This window comes from Cytobacillus sp. OWB-43 (assembly GCF_034651445.1).
GTDB lineage: Bacteria > Bacillota > Bacilli > Bacillales > Cytobacillaceae > Cytobacillus > Cytobacillus kochii.
Genome location: NZ_JAYEFF010000001.1, coordinates 1,858,721 through 1,882,566 on the forward strand (window position 1 = coordinate 1,858,721; position 23,846 = coordinate 1,882,566).

The 23,846-nt window shown below is 37.5% G+C and carries 26 protein-coding genes and 1 other annotated feature; of the genes, 1 reads left to right on the plus strand and 25 read right to left on the minus strand.

Going from position 1 to position 23,846, the window contains the following annotated elements:
* Positions 1–4 precede the first annotated feature (4 nt).
* From U9M49_RS09195 to U9M49_RS09310, 24 genes are all read right to left on the minus strand, one after another.
* The gene (locus U9M49_RS09195; protein WP_095372410.1) at positions 5–334 is read right to left on the minus strand and encodes a ribosomal-processing cysteine protease Prp; all 330 of its coding nucleotides are present in this window, start codon (positions 332–334) and stop codon (positions 5–7) included.
* Positions 335–346: 12 nt separating this feature from the next.
* Positions 347–655 (minus strand): 50S ribosomal protein L21, encoded by a 309-nt coding sequence (rplU, locus tag U9M49_RS09200; RefSeq protein WP_095372409.1) that lies wholly within the window; start codon positions 653–655, stop codon positions 347–349.
* A gap of 13 nt (positions 656–668) precedes the next feature.
* Positions 669–748: a sequence feature (ribosomal protein L21 leader region), on the minus strand.
* A gap of 55 nt (positions 749–803) precedes the next feature.
* Complete coding sequence (locus tag U9M49_RS09205) at positions 804–2,246, minus strand: Rne/Rng family ribonuclease (protein WP_322909634.1); 1,443 nt, start codon at positions 2,244–2,246, stop codon at positions 804–806.
* A gap of 17 nt (positions 2,247–2,263) precedes the next feature.
* On the minus strand, positions 2,264–3,130 hold the full coding sequence (locus U9M49_RS09210; RefSeq protein ID WP_095372407.1) for a M50 family metallopeptidase: 867 nt from the start codon (positions 3,128–3,130) through the stop codon (positions 2,264–2,266).
* A complete protein-coding gene (locus U9M49_RS09215; protein ID WP_322909635.1) occupies positions 3,123–3,905 on the minus strand; it encodes a M23 family metallopeptidase in 783 nt (260 codons plus the stop codon). Before U9M49_RS09215 ends, U9M49_RS09210 begins: the two co-directional genes overlap by 8 nt.
* Before the next feature lie 440 nt (positions 3,906–4,345).
* Positions 4,346–5,149, minus strand: coding sequence for a septum site-determining protein MinD (gene minD, locus U9M49_RS09220; RefSeq protein ID WP_095372405.1), 804 nt, complete (start codon positions 5,147–5,149; stop codon positions 4,346–4,348).
* Position 5,150: 1 nt separating this feature from the next.
* A complete protein-coding gene (gene minC, locus U9M49_RS09225; RefSeq protein ID WP_095372404.1) occupies positions 5,151–5,828 on the minus strand; it encodes a septum site-determining protein MinC in 678 nt (225 codons plus the stop codon).
* Positions 5,829–6,091: 263 nt separating this feature from the next.
* Positions 6,092–6,610, minus strand: coding sequence for a rod shape-determining protein MreD (gene mreD / locus U9M49_RS09230; RefSeq protein ID WP_095372403.1), 519 nt, complete (start codon positions 6,608–6,610; stop codon positions 6,092–6,094).
* Positions 6,607–7,503: a rod shape-determining protein MreC gene (gene mreC, locus U9M49_RS09235; protein WP_095372402.1), complete on the minus strand. Its 897-nt coding sequence runs from the start codon at positions 7,501–7,503 to the stop codon at positions 6,607–6,609. The genes mreD and mreC overlap by 4 nt, the downstream gene beginning before the upstream one ends.
* Before the next feature lie 98 nt (positions 7,504–7,601).
* Complete coding sequence (locus U9M49_RS09240) at positions 7,602–8,624, minus strand: rod shape-determining protein (protein WP_095372401.1); 1,023 nt, start codon at positions 8,622–8,624, stop codon at positions 7,602–7,604.
* A gap of 163 nt (positions 8,625–8,787) precedes the next feature.
* Positions 8,788–9,477 (minus strand): RadC family protein, encoded by a 690-nt coding sequence (gene radC, locus U9M49_RS09245; protein ID WP_095372400.1) that lies wholly within the window; start codon positions 9,475–9,477, stop codon positions 8,788–8,790.
* A gap of 18 nt (positions 9,478–9,495) precedes the next feature.
* Positions 9,496–10,086, minus strand: coding sequence for a Maf family protein (locus U9M49_RS09250; protein ID WP_095372399.1), 591 nt, complete (start codon positions 10,084–10,086; stop codon positions 9,496–9,498).
* Positions 10,087–10,333: 247 nt separating this feature from the next.
* Positions 10,334–11,272, minus strand: a complete 939-nt coding sequence (locus tag U9M49_RS09255) for an SPOR domain-containing protein (protein ID WP_095372398.1) — start codon at positions 11,270–11,272, stop codon at positions 10,334–10,336.
* 149 nt (positions 11,273–11,421) lie between these two features.
* A complete protein-coding gene (locus tag U9M49_RS09260; RefSeq protein WP_095372397.1) occupies positions 11,422–12,105 on the minus strand; it encodes a hypothetical protein in 684 nt (227 codons plus the stop codon).
* Positions 12,102–12,665: a hypothetical protein gene (locus tag U9M49_RS09265; RefSeq protein WP_095372396.1), complete on the minus strand. Its 564-nt coding sequence runs from the start codon at positions 12,663–12,665 to the stop codon at positions 12,102–12,104. Before U9M49_RS09265 ends, U9M49_RS09260 begins: the two co-directional genes overlap by 4 nt.
* Positions 12,666–13,595: a type IV pilus biogenesis protein PilM gene (pilM, locus tag U9M49_RS09270; protein ID WP_157733923.1), complete on the minus strand. Its 930-nt coding sequence runs from the start codon at positions 13,593–13,595 to the stop codon at positions 12,666–12,668.
* Between the two features lie 22 nt (positions 13,596–13,617).
* On the minus strand, positions 13,618–14,361 hold the full coding sequence (locus tag U9M49_RS09275; protein WP_095372394.1) for a prepilin peptidase: 744 nt from the start codon (positions 14,359–14,361) through the stop codon (positions 13,618–13,620).
* An 18-nt stretch (positions 14,362–14,379) separates the two neighbouring features.
* The gene (locus U9M49_RS09280; RefSeq protein ID WP_095372393.1) at positions 14,380–14,853 is read right to left on the minus strand and encodes a prepilin-type N-terminal cleavage/methylation domain-containing protein; all 474 of its coding nucleotides are present in this window, start codon (positions 14,851–14,853) and stop codon (positions 14,380–14,382) included.
* A gap of 108 nt (positions 14,854–14,961) precedes the next feature.
* Positions 14,962–16,164, minus strand: a complete 1,203-nt coding sequence (locus U9M49_RS09285) for a type II secretion system F family protein (protein WP_322909636.1) — start codon at positions 16,162–16,164, stop codon at positions 14,962–14,964.
* Positions 16,157–17,197: a type IV pilus twitching motility protein PilT gene (locus tag U9M49_RS09290; RefSeq protein WP_095372391.1), complete on the minus strand. Its 1,041-nt coding sequence runs from the start codon at positions 17,195–17,197 to the stop codon at positions 16,157–16,159. The genes U9M49_RS09285 and U9M49_RS09290 overlap by 8 nt, the downstream gene beginning before the upstream one ends.
* On the minus strand, positions 17,163–18,851 hold the full coding sequence (locus U9M49_RS09295) for a GspE/PulE family protein (protein ID WP_322909637.1): 1,689 nt from the start codon (positions 18,849–18,851) through the stop codon (positions 17,163–17,165). The genes U9M49_RS09290 and U9M49_RS09295 overlap by 35 nt, the downstream gene beginning before the upstream one ends.
* A 13-nt stretch (positions 18,852–18,864) precedes the next feature.
* Positions 18,865–20,022 carry a hypothetical protein gene (locus U9M49_RS09300; protein ID WP_322909638.1) on the minus strand — a complete coding sequence of 386 codons (1,158 nt, stop codon included), beginning with the start codon at positions 20,020–20,022 and terminating at the stop codon, positions 18,865–18,867.
* Complete coding sequence (locus U9M49_RS09305) at positions 20,019–20,411, minus strand: hypothetical protein (RefSeq protein WP_095372388.1); 393 nt, start codon at positions 20,409–20,411, stop codon at positions 20,019–20,021. The genes U9M49_RS09300 and U9M49_RS09305 overlap by 4 nt, the downstream gene beginning before the upstream one ends.
* Positions 20,402–20,767, minus strand: a complete 366-nt coding sequence (locus U9M49_RS09310) for a type IV pilus modification PilV family protein (RefSeq protein WP_095372387.1) — start codon at positions 20,765–20,767, stop codon at positions 20,402–20,404. Before U9M49_RS09310 ends, U9M49_RS09305 begins: the two co-directional genes overlap by 10 nt.
* 60 nt (positions 20,768–20,827) lie before the next feature.
* On the opposite strand from U9M49_RS09310, the gene U9M49_RS09315 reads away from it, so the two are divergent.
* A complete protein-coding gene (locus U9M49_RS09315; protein WP_322909639.1) occupies positions 20,828–22,363 on the plus strand; it encodes a type II secretion system protein in 1,536 nt (511 codons plus the stop codon).
* A 126-nt stretch (positions 22,364–22,489) separates the two neighbouring features.
* Here the strand turns inward: U9M49_RS09315 and U9M49_RS09320 are convergent, their stop codons facing one another.
* Positions 22,490–23,788, minus strand: a complete 1,299-nt coding sequence (locus U9M49_RS09320; protein WP_322909640.1) for a folylpolyglutamate synthase/dihydrofolate synthase family protein — start codon at positions 23,786–23,788, stop codon at positions 22,490–22,492.
* Positions 23,789–23,846 lie beyond the last annotated feature (58 nt).

Here is a 23,846-nt window from a genome sequence, read left to right on the forward strand (position 1 = left end):
CCTCCTACTGTTTGAAGGTTATTTTTATATTTTCCGGATAGTTCTCAACGATCGTTTGCAATGAGACAACCATACCCTCAAGCAATAATTGGACTTTTTCTTCTATATCTTGAGCAAGATTGCTCGGAAGAATACAGGATAATAGTCCAGATTCCATTTGAATATGCGGAGTAACTCCCGCTAACTGATGGATGCTATTAACGCACCCAACTGAAACAGCTGATGCACCTGCACAGACAATGTCCTCACCATTATTAGCAAACAGGGCATGACCACTTATTTCAAATGATTGTATGAGTCCAGAACGATTACGATGAATGCTTACATCAATCATCAATCATCAACCTTATGCGTTGATTTTATCAATCACGACTTTAGTGTACGGTTGACGGTGACCTTGTTTCTTATGATAGTTTTTCTTTGCTTTGTATTTGAATACAGTGATTTTCTTCGCACGACCTTGTTTTTCAACTTTAGCCGTAACTGAAGCACCATCAACAACTGGGCTTCCAACTTTCACACTGTCTCCACCTACGAAAAGAACCTTTTCAAAAGTAACTGTTTCGCCTGCTTCTGCGTTAAGCTTTTCGATGTAGATTGTTTGACCTTCTTCTACACGGATTTGCTTACCACCAGTTTCAATAATTGCGTACATAACTGCACCTCCTCTTAAGACTAAGACTCGCCATCCCAGGTGTTCTGCCAAAGCAGAAGCTTAATGACCTTTTCTGCGCGGTTGTAGCATGGGCGCTACAAACATAACATCAAAATGTTATCATACACATACTGTACTGTCAATACGATTACACTTGCATTTCTTTCAATGGACCAAATCTTTTTATTTGATAGCTTGGTTTTGGGCGATCGATGAAATCGAAAACAAGGTGTTTCGCACAGCTCTCTTCTAATTGCTGTAACTCCTCTTTAGTGTATACAGCAACGACATCCCTTGTCACTTCTATAAGAACCGCTTCCTCATCACGGGTGCGATACGACCACAATTCTCTCTCTAAGCGAAAGGCAACCGTTTCTGCGCGCAATACCTTACCCGTCCCATGACAAACTGTACAATTCTCCTGTAAAGCTTCAGAAAGAGACACCTTCGTTTTCTTTCTCGTCAATTGTAAAATACCAAGAGGTGTAAATCCAATTACTTTTATTTGTCTTTCATCGGTAGCTAGCGCCTCTTTTATCACAGATAAAATATGTATTCTATCCTGCTCTTTTTCCATACTAATAAAATCAATTAGTATCATTCCTGCTAGGTCCCTGATACGTATTTGTCTCGCTACCTCCCTTGCCGCTAATTCATTTGTTTTTATGACCGTATCTTGCAATTGGTGTTTTCCAGAAAATTTACCTGTGTTCACATCAATAATAGCTAACGCTTCTGTTTCATCAAAAATCAGATAAGAACCATTATCTAACCATACAATTCTTTTTAATGCTTTTTCAATTTCACGTTCAAGACCATAGGAAGTAAAGATAGCTTCTTGATCCGTATGAAGGTGAAATGTGACATTGTCTTTAGGCTGTAACTGCTTTTTGACAGTAGTATCATCCACAATTACTTCCCCACTCTTCATTTTTTGTATGACTTGACGTACTTTATGTAAAAATTGATCTTCCGTTTGAATAACACCGGGTCTTTTTATTAAGAGAGAGGCGGCATAGAGTTGCTGATATTTTACACGCAATTGCGTTAATTCTTTTTTAAGTACAGCCATATCAACATCTTTCGCAGCAGTCCTAATTACTAGCCCTTCCTTGGCTTCGAGCAACCTCGCACAGTTTTGCTTTAACTGTTCTCTGACACTCTGATTAGTAATTTTCTTCGATACAGCAAGATAGTTCCCATACGGCAAATAGACCATATAATTGCCTTGCAATTCTACGATCCCCGTTAACCTTGGTCCTTTCGTTCCCGTTTGATCCTTTTCTACTTGTACAAGTAACCTTTCCCCTTGATGGACAAAAGAAGAAAGGTTACGTTTTTCCTTCTTATCATCATCTTCAAGTGCATAACTTTGCAATTTATCCTTATGCAAAAAGCCACTCTTTTCTTCACCAATATTGACAAAGAGTGCATTTAACCCTGGCATAACCTTTTCAACTATGCCTAGATAGATATTCCCTACTTTTGTTTCGAGTTGTAATGGTTCAATATACAATTCTTCAACTTCATTTTGATCGAGCAAGGCATACCTTTTTTCTCTATTTATTGTATTGATCACTAATCTTTTCAATTCTACTTTCCTCGCTTCTAATAAACATACACTAAGTCACTTATTTGAGCTGACACATTCTTTTCCGCAAAGTACGCATGTAATAACTCATTTTCATCTAGCACACTCTTTTCTTTATTCCCCGTCTCAACAATAATCGAGTGTTTACAACCTCGTTGAAATTTCTCGAGCACTTTCATGATTGGTTCAGATTCTTGAACGACTAACGGTTTTAATTTACGTAGTTCACTATGCTTTCCATAGTATCGTTCCAATAAGAACCGCATAAATATATATCTGCGCTGTTTCCATTCATAGTATAAGGAAAAAAGTAAGAATGCAAGGATGATGCAAATATTAATATTAAAAGGGAGAATCCAAAGAGAAGCAATTAAAAACAATATGAGCATAAAAATAGACAGCTGCAACGCCTTCCTATGTGCATCACCAAATGCATAAAAATAAGACAGATACAAAAAGACTAATTTCCCACCATCCAATGGCCAAATCGGAAGCAAATTAAAAAGTAAGATCATCAAGTTATACTGGACAAACAAAGAAAAGTACTCAGGTGTGATTAGCTGCCATTCAAAACATAGGAAGGCAGCAGCAATCATCCAAACATGCTGTATAGGTCCTGCTAAAATTACCATTAACTCTTCTTTTAATGGGCGATTACCATGTTCGTCCATCTCTGCCACACCGCCAAATGGAAGTAACACAATGCTTTTTATTCTCCAAGAAAAAAACTGTGCGGCCACAGCATGTCCTATTTCATGAACAAAAATAATCAATAGTAAAAGAAAAAGCTCGTTGAAATGAGAAGTGATAACAGCTAATCCGACTACCAACCAGAGTAAAGGATGGATACGTATCTGCTTAAAAAGTAAGATCCATTTATTCAAAAGGAATCACCTGTGAAGGATCAACAAAGTCATCCCCTTTTTTAATGGCAAAATAAAACAAGCCTTTCCCATCCTCTTTAGTAGCCGCTTCTCCTACTTCTGCACTTTTTTCAACATAGTCATATGCCTTTACATCAATTTCAGCTAAATTGCCATACCAAGATTGACTTTGATCGGCATGCTGAATGATAACGGTTTGTCCAAACCCAGGTTTTTCGCCAATAAATTCAACGACTCCTCCATTTGCAGCCTCTACTTTTTCACCCATGTTTGTTTCAATCGAAATTTTTTGTCTATCTTGCTCAAACGCTTGTAATACCTTGCCTGTTGCTGGTAAGCTTGGTTGCGCTTCCTCAACAGATTCTTCTGTCTGTTTCTGCTTTGGCAAAAGGGCAAAGGTTTGTCCGAATTGCTCTTCATACCAATTTATAACAGTAGCAAACTGAAAATTCTTATCCATTGCCTCTACAACAAAGGCTTTCGGCTTTTCAAAAATTGCTCCATCATTTTTAAACATAATGGCTACTATGAGGAATAAGCAGGCTGATACGAGCACTTTAAATAGAAAAACCTCCTTTTTAAATAAAGGGTGATTCGTATTTGAATCTTTAGGAGGTGGACTATCATATGAGGGAAGTTGGTCAAATCCATGCCTCTCCTCATCTTGCAACCAATTCATTTTTTTCGATTTTTTTTGAACAGGCTTATTCTTCTCCATCTCTTTTTTTCTTTTAGCCATCCGTTTTCTTATATCATCAGCTCTTGAGCTCATCATAACTTCCCACCTATTCATCAGCATTTGTACAAGTCTATGATGTGAGGTTTTTAAGTATGACAGATAGATAAGGGAGAAGTATTTTTTATGTTGTCAAACACCTAGATGCAGTTGGAAAGCTACCTACTTATAAATGATCATTATATCTGTGTTTACTCTTAGACTATTGATAGTGAAACCTTTTATTATGAATGATCGTGCTCTTAGAGTGCTTTCTATAGAAGAAGATAGGGGTACTAACAGGGGTAATTGACTATACGTCGCTTTTTGATGAAAAGCTTACATTTCTGCAATTGAATGGCTTATTCATGGATGGTGCATTTGGACCGTTTGCTGTACTACTTATTACTATCAGCAGAATATTCCATAGTCCTATTTCTTTTCCCATGTCAAATATTAAGAAATCCTTAGTGACAACAGTTCACTAAGGATTTCTTTTGTTATTTTACTTTGAAGAAGTTCTTTATCTTTGTAAAAACACCGGTATTCTCTTCTTGAAGTTGTTGAAGTGGTACAGATTCGCCAAGAATTCTGCGGGCAATATTTCGATAAGCAATAGATGCGATATTATTTGGATCCATTGCGATGGGTTCTCCTTGATTTGTCGCCCGAATCACTTGATCATCATCCGCTACAATGCCTAATAATTCTAAATCGAGATGTCTCGTAATATCATCAATATCCATCGTATCACGGTTTTTCATGAGTTGTGGTCGGATACGATTAATGACTAACCTTGGACGTTCGATATGATCTTCTTGCTCTAACAACCCGATAATGCGATCGGCATCGCGTACCGCTGTTGCCTCTGGTGTAGTTACAACAATCGCTTTTGTTGCTCCTGAAACGGCATTACGATAGCCTTGTTCAATTCCCGCAGGACAATCAATAATAATATAATCAAAATCCTGCTTTAAATCGTCTATTAATATTTTCATTTCGTCCGGGTCAACCGCGTTCTTATCACTTGTTTGTGCCGCAGGCAGGAGATAAAGAAGATCATCAAAGCGTTTATCCTTCACAAGGGCTTGCTGCATCTTACAACGCCCCTTAACTACATCCACTAAATCATAAATAATACGGTTTTCAAGGCCCATAACAACATCAAGATTTCTTAGTCCAATATCTGTATCCACAAGGCACACTCTTTTTCCTTGCAGGGCTAATGCTGTACCAATATTTGCAGATGTTGTTGTTTTACCAACGCCGCCTTTTCCGGATGTAATGACTATCGCTTCTCCCACTCTAGAATCCCCCTTGCAAATTCGATATATTTGGTCTTACATGTACCAATACTTGTAGTCTGTCGATAATGATCTGCTGCTCTTCATTCATATAAGCACATTCCATTTCGCGACTGTTCTCATCTTGTTTTTCATCAGGCGCACGAGTGATACTATCACAAATTCGAAGCTGTGTCGGTCTCATAATAGAAGCTGATATCACAGCCTCCTGGTTACCATAGTAACCCGCATGTGCAATTCCTTTTAGCTCGCCCATAATAAAAATATTGCCACCAGCTCTTACTGTTCCTCCAGGGTTTACATCTCCAATGAGCAATAAATCCCCCGGGACTTCAATCACTTGACCTGACCGAACAATTTTTGTTATAGAGACGATTTCATTTGCTTGCTTTTGCTTTTCAGCCTCATCCTTTGTCAGTACATTAGAAAGCACAGACTCCACAACAAGATTTTTCTTTTGCCTGATTAACTCTTTTATCTCTTCCTCTTGAGAGGAGGTTAAATAGCGATTACCTGTATGTACAAGGACAGATATCAATTTATCTTCTTGACTTTTACTACTCTCTATTAATTTATGATTTAACTCTTTTTTAAGTTCCTCATAAGAACAGGCATCATCAAGATGGAGTGTAATCCCATCCTTTGTGCCCTTCATCGTTACATTTTGTCTTTTATTCATTTCAAGATGTTCACCTCAAGAAAGACAAGAACAGATCCATTCTGTTATCTCGCCTCATTCTGATTCTCAATACATATTGTAGGAATAAATTCGACATCAGTTTGCAAAATCCTTTTTTCTTGCAAACTCAATCTTCACTCTGGTTGAAAAGAATAATTATATGGCAAAAGAAACCGGATAACCGGTTTCTAAAGTTGCCTGCAAACAGTCATTCAACTTTATTTCTTCGTTTTCCTTCATTATTGACTAGAACAGACTTAACATTATAACGATAGTCGTTCAACATATCTTTCAAAATATTTCTTCAATGGAAAAATGACTATGACGATAAAAATGAGGTTCAATATAAGTGTTGGAATGAATCTCATAAAGATGAAATCCGAGAATCCCATTGTTGTAATACTAATAATATAGTTGACCCCGAAAGATCCTAGCTCCATTAATGCTACACCAAAAAGAGTAATGATTGTCGTCACAATAAGGTTATTCTGTAAGATCTTCATTAGTTGATACACAATATAAGTGACAACTGGAAATAAAAATAGGTTAATACCGATAATTTCAGTATAAACAATGTCAAACAGCAATCCAAAAATAAAAGCATAAAGTAAACCTAGCTTCCTCGAGCCAAAAATAACTAAAAGCATAATCGCTCCAAGTAAAAAATGCGGGATAAGCCATCTCTCATTTGCAAACATCTCTGTTGGAGCGACCATAAGGGCAAATGTACTTTCAATGACGAATAAGAAAATAAATAAGAGAGGGAGAAGATATTTTCTCAACTTTCTTCCTCCTCATTTAATTCTTCAAGCTCTTCTTGAATCTCTGGATTAATGCTGTTAAGTTTTGTTACCATCACATGTTGAATGTCATATAGGTCCGCATTCGGCTCAATATAAGCAGTTTGTGTAAGGCCATATTCCGCAGGTGTAACCTCAACAACTTTTCCAATTGGCAAGCCTTTAGGGAATACTCCACCATAACCAGATGTCACTACCATTTGCCCTTTTTCTACTTTTGCATCATAAGGTATCTTCGTCATAAGCAAACGTTTTGTTTTTTCATCGTAGCCTTCAATTAAACCAAAAGTTTCTTCTTTTTTCTCACCATCTTGAACAACAGCTGAAATACGGTTCGTTGGATCTTTAGAACTCACCAGCTGAATCGTGGACGTGAAGGTTTGTGCACTTTTCACCTTACCAATCAGTCCATTGGCTGTAATAACCGCCATATTTGCCTCGATACCGTCTCTGGTTCCTTTATTTATGGTAAGCTTTTCTTCCCACCTTAAAGGATTTCTACCGATTACTGTAGCCTGTATAGGTTCATAGTCGGTTAAACTATCTTCTTTTTCTAGTATTTCACGAAGCTCAGCATTATCCTTTTCTAACAATTGTACCTCTGCCTCTAAAAATGCTAGTTTATCTAATCTAGATTTCAGTTCTTTATTTTCTTCATATGTATTTTGCAAGTCTTGAACATTTTCAAAGAAACCAGCAATGTACTGTGTTGGACCAGCAACAATGTTCTGCGCCCATCCTGTCATATCTTTCAAAAACTGTTCTGGCCATGTAACACTATCTCTCTCTCTTAAAGAAAAGCCTATCAACGATACGAGAATAATGATACTTACAAGCAAAATAATCAGGCGTTTATTCAGAAAGAACTGTGGCATGCTAAACACCTCGATTGTTATATTTTATGCAAAAAAACTTGAAAAACTGGGCATTAATGACAGCCACTAATGCCTAATTTTTCTGTAGGTCACTATTCTTAACGAGAGTCTTTAGATTTATTTTTAAATAAATGAATATGATCTAATGCTTTACCGGTACCAATCGCCACACAATCCAGTGGATTTTCAGCAATAAGAACAGGCATTTTTGTTTCTTCACTAATCACTTTGTCCAAATTGCGTAACAACGCTCCTCCACCTGTTAAAACAATGCCACGATCCATAATATCAGCTGCTAACTCCGGCGGTGTTTTTTCTAATGTTACTTTTACAGCATCAACAATAGAGTATACCGTATCTTTTAATGCTTTTGAAATTTCATCACCTGTAATCTCAATTGTTTTTGGTAATCCAGTTAAAAGATCACGCCCACGGATTTCAAGGTTTTCTACACCTTCCGCTTCACTAGCAGAACCAATTTCTAATTTAATCATTTCAGCAGTTCGGTCACCAATCATTAAATTATAAGTTTTACGGATATAATTAATGACTGCATCATCCATTTCATCCCCAGCAATGCGGATTGATTGGCTTGTAACTATTCCCCCTAAAGAAATAATAGCCACTTCAGTTGTACCACCACCAATATCCACAACCATACTTCCTGTCGGCTCCCATACAGGTAAATTCGCACCAATTGCTGCTGCAAATGGTTCTTCAATGGTAAATGCATCCTTTGCACCAGCTTGTCTAGTTGCATCTACTACAGCTCTTTCTTCTACTGCAGTAATGCCAGATGGTACACAGACCATAACATTCGGTTTACCTGAAAAAATGCCCTTATTTTTATTCGCTTGTTTCATATAATATTTCATCATTGTTGCTGTCGTATCATAATCAGCAATTACGCCATCTTTCATTGGTCTTAATGCCACGATATTTCCCGGTGTACGACCAATCATATTTTTAGCGTCATTCCCAACGGCAACAATATGTTTCGTATCAGTTTGAAGTGCCACGACCGATGGCTCTCTAACAACGATTCCTTTACCTTTTACATACACAAGTGTATTTGCTGTTCCTAAATCTATCCCAAGGTCTTTTGTACCAAATCCAAACATTCCTGTATCTCCCTTTCTGATACTATACGATTTTTAAAATAAGGTTTATTTAATAGGGCATCTGACAGTCCCTCATTCTTAAAAAAATGATAGGTAAAATACTATACTTCCCCTAAAAAATCATAAACAATATTATATCGTATCGTCAAATAAAAACATAGTGCTAGATATAACCTTTTTCCTTTAAACTGACAAATTTCTTTTCACCAATGATAATATGATCGAGAATATCTATCCCAATTATTTTACCACATTCAGTTAGCCTTTTCGTCACATCAATATCTTCTCTACTTGGAGTCGGATCGCCAGAGGGGTGATTATGCAGACAAATAATCGAGGCGGCAGACTGTCTGAAAGCTTCTTTATACACTTCTCGTGGGTGAACAATAGAGGCATTTAAGCTACCAATAAAAATGGTTTGCTTGCTTAAAACTTGGTTCTTAGTGTTTAAATAAAGACAAACAAAATGTTCCTGAGATAGAAAACGCATTTCGTTCATCACATAATTAGCAGCATCTTCTGGTGAACGAATGCTGTATCTTTCATCGAAGGTTAAATTAGCCATTCTTCTGCCGATTTCTACAGCTGCCATGATTTGAATGGCTTTTGCCTGGCCAATACCTTTCACTTCGGTAATTTCGCTAAGGGAAGCATCCTTTAATAAACGCAATCCATCAAACTTTGTTAGCAAGCGATTGGACAGCTGCAAAACAGATTCATTTTTTGTCCCTGTCCGCAATAAAATAGCTATTAGTTCATGATTGGATAAGCTCTCTGGTCCACTCTGCATTAACCTTTCCCTCGGCTTTTCATCTTGAGGGAAGTCTTTAATCATTAAGCTTTCCGTATGCATCCCTTTCCTCCTTTTTCATTATCCAAACAAATGGTGAGGAAGTGAATAGCCCATTTTGCGCAACTCTCTAATCGTTTGTGAAATAGGCAATCCCATCACAGCAAAATAGTCTCCGTGTATTTGTTTAACAAGTGTTGCACCAATTCCTTGGATCCCATAGCCCCCCGCTTTGTCAAAAGGCTCACCCGTTTGGATATAGGCATAGATTTCTTCTTCTGAAAGCGGCCAAAATTCAACTTTTGTAACAACAGAAAAACGAGTTATTTTATTAGCTGTTAGTATCGCTACACCTGTGTACACTTCATGTGTACCGTTCGATAGGTTCTTAAGCATAAGATACGCTTCATCTTCATCAATCGGTTTGCCTAAAACCTCGCCTTTTTGGACAACAACCGTATCTGAGCCAATAACAAAAGTATCACTTTCGTTATTGTAGACTGCTCTCGCTTTTCGTTCCGCCAATTCTTGCACAATTTCATCCGGCTTTAAATTGGCTTCAAACTGCTCATCAACATGACTGCCTTTTACTTTGAAAGATAAATTTATTTGTTCAAGTAGCTGTTTTCTACGAGGAGAAGTGGAAGCGAGTATGAGGGTTTGTGTTTGCATGTGGTTCACCTTACTTTCATCGTATTTCAAATTGGGAGATACTTCTCTATCGTATCAAACAATCCACCTATTAACAATTTTAAATCATCTAATAATATGAATTTCCCACAAAAAATAGCCCGAAGAAAATCGAGCTAAAGAGAGGTAATCTGCTAAAAATAAATATAGACAGTGAAATCAGTGTTTCATAGATTCAATTAGAAATAAAATTAAATTATTCCCCAGAAAATAATATACTAAGAAACTTTTAAGTTTGAACGATGACCGTATATGATTGTAGGAAATTTAAGGCTGCCTGTTGAGCGTCCTTTCCGTTATTAGCTTTTAGAGCAGTAAGCATTTTATCCTTTAATGCTATTAGGTCTTCATGGTTCAGTCCTTGATTAATCTCATTTAACGTACTTGAATATGCATTAATTTGTTCAGGGGACGCTTCACCTGTCAATAATTGATACACTTGGGGTGAGAGCTCTAAGATTTTCTTTTCTTCTGCAGTTAAACCTTCTACCTTAGCACCATCAATCGTATACTCTTTAGCAAACACTTCTGCACCTTGACCTTCTAATTGGGTACTCATAGTCTTAGCCGCTTCACTTGTAGCTGCTACTCCGATGATAAGTGTATATTGTTCTTGATTCTGGTGGATAAATGTAGGAATGCCTTTTTCCTTATACGAAGCAGCGATACCCTCTGCACTATCCTTGGTAGTAAAAACACCTCCTTGGACGATAAACGTATCTAAAGCAGGTAATTCTGCCGTCTCACTACCCGCAGTTACTGCTCCTGATGCACCTACTTGGGAACTTGCTGCGCCTCCTTCTGCCGTTTCCCCTTTATCGAGAACATTTAACATTACCAACCCAAATCCCGTTCCGATAACAACAGCAAACAGAATGGTAAAAAACATCGACGGGTTTAATTGATATTTCATTTGTTTAAAACTACTTTTCTTAGCTGTGCTTTTACTGTATTTGTTTTTCTTTTTCGTCACTTTTTCTCTATCTGCAAGTTCTTTCTCCCAATCTACTTCTTCTTCTCCACTTGGTAAAATCCAATCAAATTGATCCTCCGCTTCATTTTCCTTTGTGGCCGCTTGCTCCTTTACACCTTCTTCTTTATGCTTCGGTTGCCCGTCCTGATTTAATTTTATTGTGATTGTTCTCGCCTTTCCATTATGCTTGTCCATCTTTGTCCACTTCCCTCCCTCTTACCTTTTACTATTATTTTCATCACTTTATCATAGGAGAAAAAAAAAATAACAAGACTTTTGTCGTCTTGTTACAGAATGATTTCGTCAAATTCCATCATGGATAAAAACTTTGTCAAAGAAAGGCATCAGTCTCTATCTTCAAAAGGATAGGACTTGCCAGCAGCTTGATCATTGACGATTTTAGGATCATTTTCTTTTAAATCAATAGCGGTAGGAAAATGATAAACTGATACAACCATAGTGTAATCTCTTATACCATCTTTCACCTGGGTGATTTCGATTGATTCAATGGTTGTATACCGCTCTAGATGCTGTAATTCCTCTGTGAATGAAAGCCAATCCTCATAGCTTTGAGATTGCAAGTGCATGCTAATGACGGTCTTTTCTAATCCATTGGGCAACTTTACTTCAACAATACCTTCTTCTGATGTTGTCGAAATATCATTGATTGTTTCACTATTTGCCGTCTCATCCGAATGAACTCTTTCAACATTAATGGCCATTTGTGTAAGCTGAATCTTATTGACCGTTGCCGCTTCATCTAATAATAATAAAAACTGTTCTTCTAATGGCTCGATAGGTAGATGTAGTTGAGCATCTTCCCATTGTTCTGTCTGTGATACCGTTGCGGAAGAGCCTTGTTCCTTTAAGCTATTTAACCGTGCTTCTTCTGTAATGACCCTTTTTTTTATGGCCGATTCCTCTAACTTGAGTGGGTATAAGTAAAGAACGTAGGTTAATACAACTGTTATAAGCATGGATAAAACAATTACCAACAACCAATATTTACTTCCTTTGAACACAGTCAACGTTTTTCCTCCTCTACAATTGAGAAATAAGAGGGATCAAACGTGAAGGAGTAACTTGCTTCAAAACGAGACCGTTCCATTTCAGCTGCCTGTTGTTCATTAATCGTTGCTAAAGACGCATCTATAGACCAATCAGCTTGTTTAATACTGTGCAATAAATAAGCTGCTTCTCTTTGTGTATCAAATTGAACAAGCATCTCAACCTCATTTTTGTTCGATAGCTGCAGCGAAAGAATATAGCCTCTTGTTGGCAAAAGAGCTGTTAATTCAGATAAAAACCCGGTGATATTCACGCGTTCTTGTTCTAGCCAAGTTGTTGCATTCATTAACTCTTCTAGCGATTGTGATTGCTCTCTCTCATTCGACATTTCTGTTTGCTCTATTATTTCAACTTGTATATACGCTAATTCTTCCTCACTTGATTGGATACTTCTTTTTATTTTGTAGGCTCCTACGAAAATCGAAGCTAAGAGTAGCAGCAGGATGACCAACAAGATAACTATAAAAGTTGGGTTAACTAAAGGCTTTTGCTTTTGCAACAAATTTATATTGACCGTCATTTAAAGCACATCCTTTAACGCTAACCCCAGCACCTTATTCATCGAAGGTACAATCGTTTCATCATCCATTATTTTCCTAGCGTCAACAATAGCTATACGGCTTGTCATTCTACTACTTAAAAACAACTGAAAACTATGTATAATATTTTCACCACTTAATAAAACACTTGTAGTTGCATGATTGGTTTGTTGAAGGGTGAAAAAATGAAAATCTTGTAATCGATCCACTTCACGATACACTTCGGTAAATAAATAATCATCATTGGTTAATTCTATATTGTCATCATAGGGTAAATAATGAACAAGCATAGGAATGCCATGATGAATGATAGAGATATGAACACCTTGTTTTTCAAAATGAATGATAACAACACTCTCATTATCCTCTGCTAATCCTAAATAGGCGCTCAACCTCCATAAAGATAATGCTGTGATCTCTGCTTCTTCTGGGTAAACATTAGCTTGAGCGATTACTTGTTCAAACTGATGAACGAGCGTCTCCTCCGCAGCAACTAACAACACACGTTTCTCTTCATTCACCTCTTTATTAGGCATGAGGTGATAATCAAATACTGGTTGTTGAAATGGTAAATGAATGCTAGCCCCTATTTCCATATCCAAATATCCATGAATATGCTTTGCAGGCACTTCATCAGGAATAACTACTGACCTTACAACACTTTGTCCATCCGGAACTATAAATCTAACTTTTTTCCGATGAAGCTGCCAGTCTTCCACACAGCTTTGGAGGATTAAGGATAACCCCGTTTCATCTATTATTTTTCCTTCTTCAATGATTCCTTTTGCAATAGGTTTCACTGCTAGCTTTGTACCATAGGGAAACTGCCGCTTGTTCACTTGGCAATAGCGAATGCAATCATCCTCTATGACTATATTACAAAAGCTTTTTCTTAAGAAAGATAAAGCCATCATTTAAACTCCTTTGTCTAAACTAGAAGATTTGTAAATAATACAGCCATATTTCTTTGCCGAAAAAGTAAGCAGAAAGCGCTCCAGCTGCAATAAAGGGACCAAAGGGGATGGGGTTGCCTCGTTTAACTTTGCCTACTAGCATAGCTAGTAAACCGAATACAGCGCCGTAAATCGTCGCAAGGAAAAAGGTTAACAAGACAAGCTTTGCACCAAGAGCAAACCCTAATAACGCAAACAGTTTAATATCACCACCGCCCATCCCACCATTACTCACAACTGCAATGGCAAGAAGCAAAAAGAAGCCAATAGCGCAACCTACTAAACTATCCCACCAAGGTGAAAGTGGCCAAATCAATCGTTCTATTATAAAAATGACTGCAAAACTTAACAAAATACGATCCGGTATTAACATATATTGAATATCCGAAACGAAAATAATCATAAATAAAGATATCAACGTTAGAGCAAACAAAAGCTCTGGCGTCCAACCTAACGTGACAAGCGCAAGCACGAATAACAGCCCTGTTAACAGTTCAACAATAGGATATAAGGGCGAGATCCTCACACCACAGTGACGACATTTCCCGCGCTGAAATAAATAAGATAACACTGGCACCAATTCATACGCTTGTAAGTTATGGCCGCAGTCAGTACAAGCTGACCGCGGTTTTACAATCGATTTTTTCACAGGTACCCTCAAACCGACAACATTGTAAAAGGAGCCGAGGATGAGGCCTATGATAAATAAGTAGATTAGTAGTATGTGATTGACCTCCTAACTTTATTCCTTAACACTTTCTCTAGATAAGTCAGATTCTAGAACGGCTTCATTATTTCCATCAGAAACTGATCTTTCTCCGTTTGTTAAGAAAACTTTGTATGTGATATTGCTTTTATCTTTTTCAACTTCAACATAGGAACCATTTTTATTTTTATTTCTTTTATATCCATTTTTAACTTTATCTGGATCATCCATCTTTTCCAAATAACCAGATTCCTCTATATCAGCTAAGTATATTATTTTATTTCCATTGTTCTCTTGAATAACATCCTCTGAAGCTACCATTAATTTAGCTGAACTAATCATCTGCCTTGCATTGGCGACGTGAGCATCCTTTTTACTATTATCAATCAATCCTCCGATACTAGGCACAGCAATGGCAGCTAGTATACCAAGGATGACAACAACTGCTAATAATTCAACAAGCGTTAGCCCTCGCTCATTTTTACACTGTTTTTTCCATTTTTTCAACATGTTCATCTACCTTTCTATCTTTTTATTTAAAATAGGTATAATTACCTAAGTATATTATACTATTTTTCTGTGAAATAAATAGATATTTTTTCCTCTAAATGGTAGATATTATTCAACATGATTAAAAATATCAAACATAGGCACAACGATACTGATAACGATTGTACCGACGATAAGTGCTAAGATGATAATCATAAGCGGTTCAAGCAGCGCTTTCATCCGTTCGGTTGTCTGATCGATTTCACTATCATATAAATCAGCTACTTTTTCAAGCATCTCATCTAAGGAACCACTTCTTTCACCAACGGCAATCATATGTGAAAGCAATGGAGGTAGCAGACGATTCTTCATCGGCTTCGCTAATGATCTTCCTGTCTCAATACTGAGACTTGCATCTTGTAGAATAGTTTTTATTACCGTTAAGGAAGCCATTCTTTCCACTATTTTAAGTGCTTCTACAATCGATACAGAACTGATTAACAAGCTTGATAATGTTCTCGTAAATAAAGCGACCTCTTTAATAATAAGCATTCTTCCGATAAATGGGGTACGTAACAATAACCAGTCTCTACAACCTCTAAGGAGTTTATGATCACGAAATAGTAAAATCGTGAGTACAAGCACGAATAAGAAAAAGAGAATCATATACCAGTTCATCGTAAGGTAGTCACTAATACGAAGGACAAATATCGTAATGGCTGGAAGTTCTGCATTGAAGCCTGCGAACATTTGAACGAATGTCGGCACCACTTGTAGCATTAAAAATAGAACAACAAAAATAGCAATGATGCTGACAACAATAGGATAGGCTAGGGCAGATAAAACCTTGTTTTTTAGCTGATTTTGTTTTTCGTAATAATCGGCCAGACGGCGTACGACATCATCTAGCATCCCCCCGGCTTCTCCAGCATGTATCATATGAATCATATAAGGCTGAAACAAATCAGGGTGTTCTTTTACTGCTGCCGATAGAGGCTTTCCTTCATCCAAAGTGTCTCTCATACTTAATAATGCTTGCTTTAAACGTTTATTTTCCGTCTGCTCTGCTAACATATCTGTTGCCTCAATTACTGTAATTCCAGCTTGTAAAAGGGCAGCGAATTGCCTCAAATACACTACAAGCACACTTGTCTTTAATCCCTTTTTTATGGCAATATCTTTTGTCCAGAATGTTTCTCTCACTTCATTTAATTCGATAACCCGAAATCCTTTTTGCTCTAATTTAGTGACCGCCTCTTTTTTTGTCCAGCCATGAATGATTCCTGTCCGCTTTCCTTTTAAGCTTTTAGCGACATAGGAGAATCTAGCCATGACGTCTCCTTTCTTTTATAAAGGGAGAAGCCACCTCCGGAGAGATGAGCTGTTTTTGTAATAATTTCGTTACGCTTGTCTCTAGTGTATGCATGCCAATCTCTCTTGATGTTTGCATCACATTGATGAGCTGATGGATTTTCTCGTTACGAATAAGGTTAGCTACTGCTGCTGTATTCACTAATAATTCAGTAGCTACCGTTCGACCGGTACCCGTTTTTAAAGGCAAGAGTCGCTGTGAAAAAACCCCTACTAAGACGGATGAAAGTTGAAAGCGAATTTGCGTTTGTTGGTCAGCCGGAAAAACATCAATCATACGATTAATTGTTGAAGGAGCACTAGATGTATGCAATGTGCCTAGAACGAGATGACCCGTTTCAGCAGCTGTAATCGCTGTTTGAATCGTTTCAAGGTCACGCATTTCACCCACCAATATGACATCAGGGTCTTGTCTTAATGCAGCCCGCAACCCGTTGGCAAAGTTTTGTGTATCAAAACCGACTTCTCTCTGATTAATAATTGACCGATGATGTTTATGTAAATACTCAATCGGATCTTCTAAAGTGATAATATGCTTAGAAAAAGTTTCATTCATTTGTTGAATAATAGCTGCTAATGTTGTTGATTTGCCGCTACCTGTTGGTCCCGTCACTAAGAAAAGCCCTTGTGGTTGCTCAACTAATTTAGCTAACACCGGCGGTAAAGAAAGCTGATTCAATGTTGGAATGCTGACTGGAACAACACGAATTGCGAGGCTTATACATGACCTTTGATGATAAGCATTGACTCTAAAACGGGATAAACCAGGAATGCCATATGAGAAATCTAATTCCCCTTTTTCTTTAAACTTTTGCCAAAGGTGAATAGGAATGATCTCTTTAGCCATCTCCTCTGTCGCCTGTGGTGTTAATATTTCCTCTGTGATTCTTTCTAGCACACCATTGATACGAATAATCGGTTGAGTCCCTACACTAATATGTAAGTCAGATGCCTGTTTGTTATACGCGCTCGTTAACAAATCTATCATTTTCATTTCCCAAACTCCCCCCTTCCTCTAACATCGTTACTTTTAACACTTCCTCTAAAGTCGTCAGTCCTTGAGAGATTTTATGCAATCCGTCTTCTAATAAGCTTCTCATCCCAGCTTTCTTGGCTGCGATTTTTAATGTAGTAGTATCATGATCAGTAGTAATAATTTTTCGCAAAACGTCGTTTAATGTAAAAACTTCATGTAAAGCGATTCTCCCTTTATACCCTGTCATCTGGCAATGACTGCACCCTCTCCCTCTTTGTAAGTTTTCAGGTTCAATTCCTTTGCTAGCAAATACCGTTTGCTCATACGAAGTAGGTGTAACGGTTTCCCTACATTCAAGGCAGACTTTGCGTACCAATCTTTGAGCAACCACACCATTTAATGCTGAGCTCACTAGGAAAGGTTCAATTCCCATATCGATTAACCTCATCACCGTTGACACACTATCATTTGTATGGAGAGTACTTAAAACGAGATGCCCTGTTAAAGCTGCCCTTATAGCGACTTGAGCTGTTTCTTGATCTCTTATTTCACCGATCATGATGATATTTGGGTCTTGCCTTAATATAGATCTCAATCCACTAGCAAAGGTCATCCCCACTTGCTTATGAACTTGTAGCTGATTGATTCCTTTTAGAATTTGTTCAACAGGGTCTTCAATCGTAATAATATTGACTTCTTCTTTATTCATTTCATGCAAGGCGGCATATAAGGTAGATGTTTTTCCGGCACCAGTTGGTCCTGTAATTAGTACAATACCTGCCGGTTGCTGAATCATCTGCCTTATTTGCATTAAATATTCTTTTTGAAAGCCAAGATGTTCAAACTTCATAAGCCGCTCTTGCCGATCTAATATTCTTAATACCGCTTTTTCCCCATGAACCGTCGGAATAATAGACACCCTTATATCGACCGTGCGATAATCAATTGGTATTTTGATACGTCCGTCTTGTGCTATTCTTTGCTCGGTTGTATCCATCTCTGCCATGATTTTAATTCTTGAAAATAGTTCATTTTGGATTGATTTCGCTAATTCCCTCTCTCGACGTAATAACCCATCAACGCGAAAGCGAATAACAACACTGCTTTCTTGTGCATCTATATGAATATCACTAGCCTTCATGGCAATGGCACTACTTAATAATTGATCTATTAACTGGATAATCGGTGCATTCCTTCTACTTCTTTGCTTTCCTTGCCTTTCATTCCCAGCTGCCACTTCTTCTTTAGGTTCATCTCGATAATAGCGATGGATCGTACGAACAATATCATCTTTAGCAGCAATGGCTGGATGAATTTTATACCCTGTTGTTAATCGAAGATCATCAATTGTATAGTAATCTAGTGGGTCCGCCATCGCCACGAGGAGATGGTCACCCTCAAGCTTTAAAGGAATGACAAGATTTCTCTTCGCCACTTCCATTGAGATAAATTGCAAAATTGAGGGATTGATTGGATAAGCCGTTAAGTCCACATGAGGAATGCCCAATTGCCATTCGAGCGCTTGAATGAGTTGTTTCTCCGTTATTAATTCGCTTTGTAGTAAGGCATCCCCGAGCTTTTGACTCTTGTTCTTTTCCCGTAATACCTTCTCTAATGCTTCATGGGTGATAACACCGGCATCTATTAATAATTCACCTAATTTTTTGCGCAAGAGATTTCCTCCTTTATTTCTCCATTTTTTCGCCCTCTATCCCCCATAAATCATCACGCGGTTCACTTTCTTCATTAGAATCCTTTGTTACTTTTTTGTTCTCTTCATCTTCCCTACCGTCACCTCTCCATTCAATTGTAGATATGGGGGGATAATAATCTTTCAATCTAGCAAATGTCTCTATAAACATACCTTTTCGCTTCTGGCGCTCAATGACAACCCGTATACCTACGGCACCCTCTTCAATCATTTTCACACCGTCTGCTAACCCTTCTTGGTTATATACCTTTGTCAGTGGCTCAATTTGCTCCATCTCTTTTATTACGGCTTCATAATCATAAATAAATGGTGGCCCCATTAAAGTAAAATACATCCTCCCCCTGTTCTCTTCTATTTTGATTGTATAATTGACAGTATTAGGGTTGTAGAATTTGAAATCATTGTCCACGTAAGCTTCATATCCTGCCTCAGTAAAGCTTGGCTGCTTATTTTGAATGTATCTTTCTTCAATGGAAAAATTCGTATGTAAGGTAAGTTGATAAATGCCTGTTGCTATTATATGTAGATCATTTTCCTCACCGAATTGATCTAACACAGAGAAAAGGGAACGATTATCGATAGCAATGGATTGGGTATAGCCACTCCAATCAGCATCTACTTGTAGTACAACTTGAGCGAGTGGTTCTTGTACAAGTGTTACAGGTAAGTATTCCTCTATTTGCACATTATAGGATGTTTCTAATCTACTAACTTTATCTACAATGTCCTCATAGATTTTATTCATCTCTTCTTCATTCAACGTCAATTGTGAAAATAATTCTTCTACACGCTCATAAAATAATTGCTTATCATATTCAACAAAAAGTGGATTATTTGTTCCTTCTGTTAGTTCTTCAACAGTATCCTCCACGTTAAAGCGAAATAATTGCGGGTCAAGTATCCATTCTTCATCAAGGTAGGCAACCTTTATTTGTGCTTTATTTCGCCATTGTTCTATTTTTTGCAGTAACTTACTTTTTATTTCTCCTTCACTTAAACCTTTAATGACCACATCTGCCACTTTCGTTTTGCTTGAATAAATAGAAGGAGGAGTGGCATGAGCAACATACTGCCAAACGATGATGAGCAGAAGAATTAGTACAATACTTGTTAGAATTATTCTTGCTTTCATTTTTCTTCACCTTCATGTACGAATGCCATTGCAGATCCGCACTTATTTTTATAAATAGGGATTATACCTAACCCTTCTATATCCAATGCATTGTCACATTTACAAGCACTCGTCTCATCCTCTATCTCAACCCAAGATGTATCTGTAGCGAAAACCACACAGTGATGGTCAGATAGCGCAATTGCCTTGTTCCCTTCTTGGGTAGCAAATAGGGTTACTCCTACTTCAATCAAACGACGATGTTGAATATCAAATTGACTTTGTGTGATTTGTTTGGTTGATTGAAGGACACCTAACAAAAGCGGTGGGATGATAATAAATAGCAACAATATAAGCAAGAGAACAGTAACAAGTGCATACCCCTTTTCGCCATTTTCCTTTACTTGCACCTTGAACCCTCACCTTCAAGTTGTGATATACCATAGAGTTCCTCTAAAGGCTCATCTCCTTCCTTTCCAGTAGAGACAGTAACCTTCAGTATTGCTTTTTCTTCTACCATCTTCTGAATCACCTTAATAACATATTCTTGGTCGTTTATATCAACAGTTTCTTGACCGCACTTTCCCTCTATTAATGCTTTCTCTGCTAGTTGTAATGCAGTAAAATCATTCTCCGCTCTTGTTATTTGTCCGTTTGCATTGATAAAGACAGAAATAAACGCAGTAAGTACAATCGTGATTAACAAAAGAGAAACAATGACTTCAATGAGTGTTAACCCCTTTTGTTTTTTTAATAGTTTAAAAATTCCTCATTCACCTCCAGGTAATTATTATGTAAAATAAAGGTATGAAGGGGGTATAAAGAAATGGGTCAATATAACTATAAAAATAACATAGGTATGACATTAATTGAAGTACTAGCGACCATTGCTATCCTTTCAATTATTAGTTCTGTCATTTATGGTACTTTTATTTCAATAGAGAAAACAAAAAGTAAGACTTTTACTTCTGTCAATTTAAGGCAAGAATCTAACCTCATTATGGCTTATTTAAGAGACTTACATCAAGTAAAATATGCAACAACGCCACAATATTCTTTATCGCTACCTTCTTTACTATTAAGAAATGATATTCACTTCAAAGACATCTCGATTAAACCTGCTAATCAAAGCACAGCAGATCCTTATTGTAGTTATCATGAAGATGATGTGAAACCTCTTGAGGATTGCCTCATTTCTAGTGATGTTATTGATGTTCAATTCACTCTTGCAGGCGGAGAAGATACTTTCGGTGTTCATACAAAAATAAACAAACTGCTGATAGATAAAGAGGACGATTCCGGAAACGTGGAGAATCCCGGCGACGGAGAAGATAATGGCGAGGACCCTGATGAAGGAGAGAATTCTACTTGCTCTGACAGCTTTTATCAATGTATGATAGAAAGTCAACTATTTCTCCATGGTTCCTCATTTGCCTTTCATGGTAACCGAATCAATGGTAGCGATGCCACCATATATATTGGAGATTCATTAAAAACTGCCCAGATCAATGGCGGCGCCTTAAGTAGTGTTTCTAATCTATTTATAGATGGAGATGTAAATTTACAAGGAGGTAGTGCAGGGTTAGGATCAGCTTCTAAGCCAGGGCAAGTTTGTATTAACGGCGACTTTTCAGCCTCAGGTGGACGTTCTATTTATGGTCATACCGTTGTGAATGGAAGGGCCAATATTAAGGATACGACTTTTTATCAACCTTTAACAATAATGAAGGATGCAGTGTTACCTGGAGGAACATATAAAGATAACGTACATATTGGTGGTGACACATACATCAAAGATGCTTACTTTGAGAAGGCGCTTTTTTCTCATCAAGACTTGACGGTTGATTGGACTCCATCCTTTTCTCCTTCCGCTTTAGCAACATATGTTGGAGAATTGTATCATCCGAATAATATAGATTTATCCGCTTATCAAAAAGGATCATCTTTAGAAAAGTTAACGAGTTGTAGCATCCCTTCTTACCCTCTTCTTAAAACCAAACCAGCAGGATGGTATGAAGCAAATGGCTATGGTTCCTCAGTAAAAAGTGAAAATATGAAATTATTTGGCGAAGATATTACCATTTCTCCATATCTTGACGAAAAATACCGTTATATAAACTCCTTTTCAAAAGCAGTAATTATTGCTACCGGTGATGTATATATCGGTTCACAAAGTCAATGGATTGAACGATTTAGCGGAGTTGTATTTGCTCCATATGGAAGTGTAACCTTTTATGGAGGAGAATTTAATGGCAGTATCATTGCTAAAAATGGCGTTTACCTTATGAGTGGGGGAACAACAGTGAACTATATCCCGATTAGTGATTTTTTTGCTCAAGAAAAGGATTTCCCTCTTGAATAAGACACATAATGAGAAAACGCCAATTGCTCTATTCATGTTGGTCAACTAAAAAGTAAAGGGCGATTCTAAAAGTATTTGACGCCCTTTACTTATACGGCTACAAGCAATATCCATCGTAACCAATCATTATTGATGAGCAAAAAAACGCTTTACTTCGGAAATAAAGTATAGGGAACCTGTAATCACTAAAACATCATTTTCACGCATCATTTCCTTCGTTTCTTTTATTGCTTCTTGCCAATCAGCTGTAACTAAATGATGATTCTTTTGACTGATTGCAGACAGTTCCTCAGCTGTTGCCGCACGAGGGAAATCAAACCCTACAAAAGTAATCGCTTTCGCACAATCCTCCATTCTTTGAATCATGCCTTGCAGTGGTTTGTCCTTTAATGCTGCAAAAATAAAATAAATATCACGATCTTGATAGCGCTTTTCTAATTCGTCACAAACAGCAGCCATTCCTTCTTCATTATGTGCTCCGTCTAAAATCGTTAGTGGTGCTGTTGCCACGCGCTCAAAACGACCAGGCCAATACATTTTTTTCAAGCCTCTCTCTATGCTTACTTCTGAAATCACAAAGGAAAAATATTGATTCAGAAAATCAACCGCCATCAACGCCAAGCTAGCATTTTCTACTTGATGAACACCTGGCATCGATATTTCTAAATAGTCTCTTTGCCTAAATGTATTCTGAAAAGAAAAGGCCTCACCTACTTCTGTCGATACGATATGCTCCGCTTGGAATTGCTTATTTGCTTGATAAACTTTTGCATGTTTTTCTTTTGCTGTCTTTTCGATAACAGCCACTGCCTCATCTTGCTTAACACCAGTAATAATTGGTGTTCCAGGCTTTATAATCCCAGCTTTTTCAGAGGCAATCTTCTCAATCGTATCACCTAATATCGCTGTGTGATCAAGACCGATATTTGTAATGATAGATAATAGGGGATGAAGGACATTTGTTGAATCTAGTCTGCCACCTAATCCTACTTCAAACAAAGCAATATCAACCGGTTCAATATGGGCAAAATAATGAATCGCCATTGTTGTTATAATTTCAAATTCAGATGGCTCTCCTAGTTCTGATCCTTCGAGCTCTACTGCAAGCGGATAAATATCATTCACTAGCTGGACAATATCTTTATCAGAAATCGGCTTGCCGCCTAATGTAATCCGTTCATTGAATTGCTCTATATATGGAGAAGTAAATGTACCTACCATAATCCCCTCTGCTTCAAGGATTGAGTGGATATAAGCTAGTGTCGAACCTTTACCGTTCGTTCCCCCTATATGTATAACCTTCAGTCTTCTTTCTGGATGATTCAATTTTTCCATCATCCATTCCATCCTTTGTAATCCTGGTTTGATCCCAAGACGAAGACGAGAATGAATCCAACCAATTGCTTCTTCATATGTTGTAAACATTTCTATCTGCCACCTTTATTAATATAACCATTATAAGAGGAGACGATATTTCGCCTCC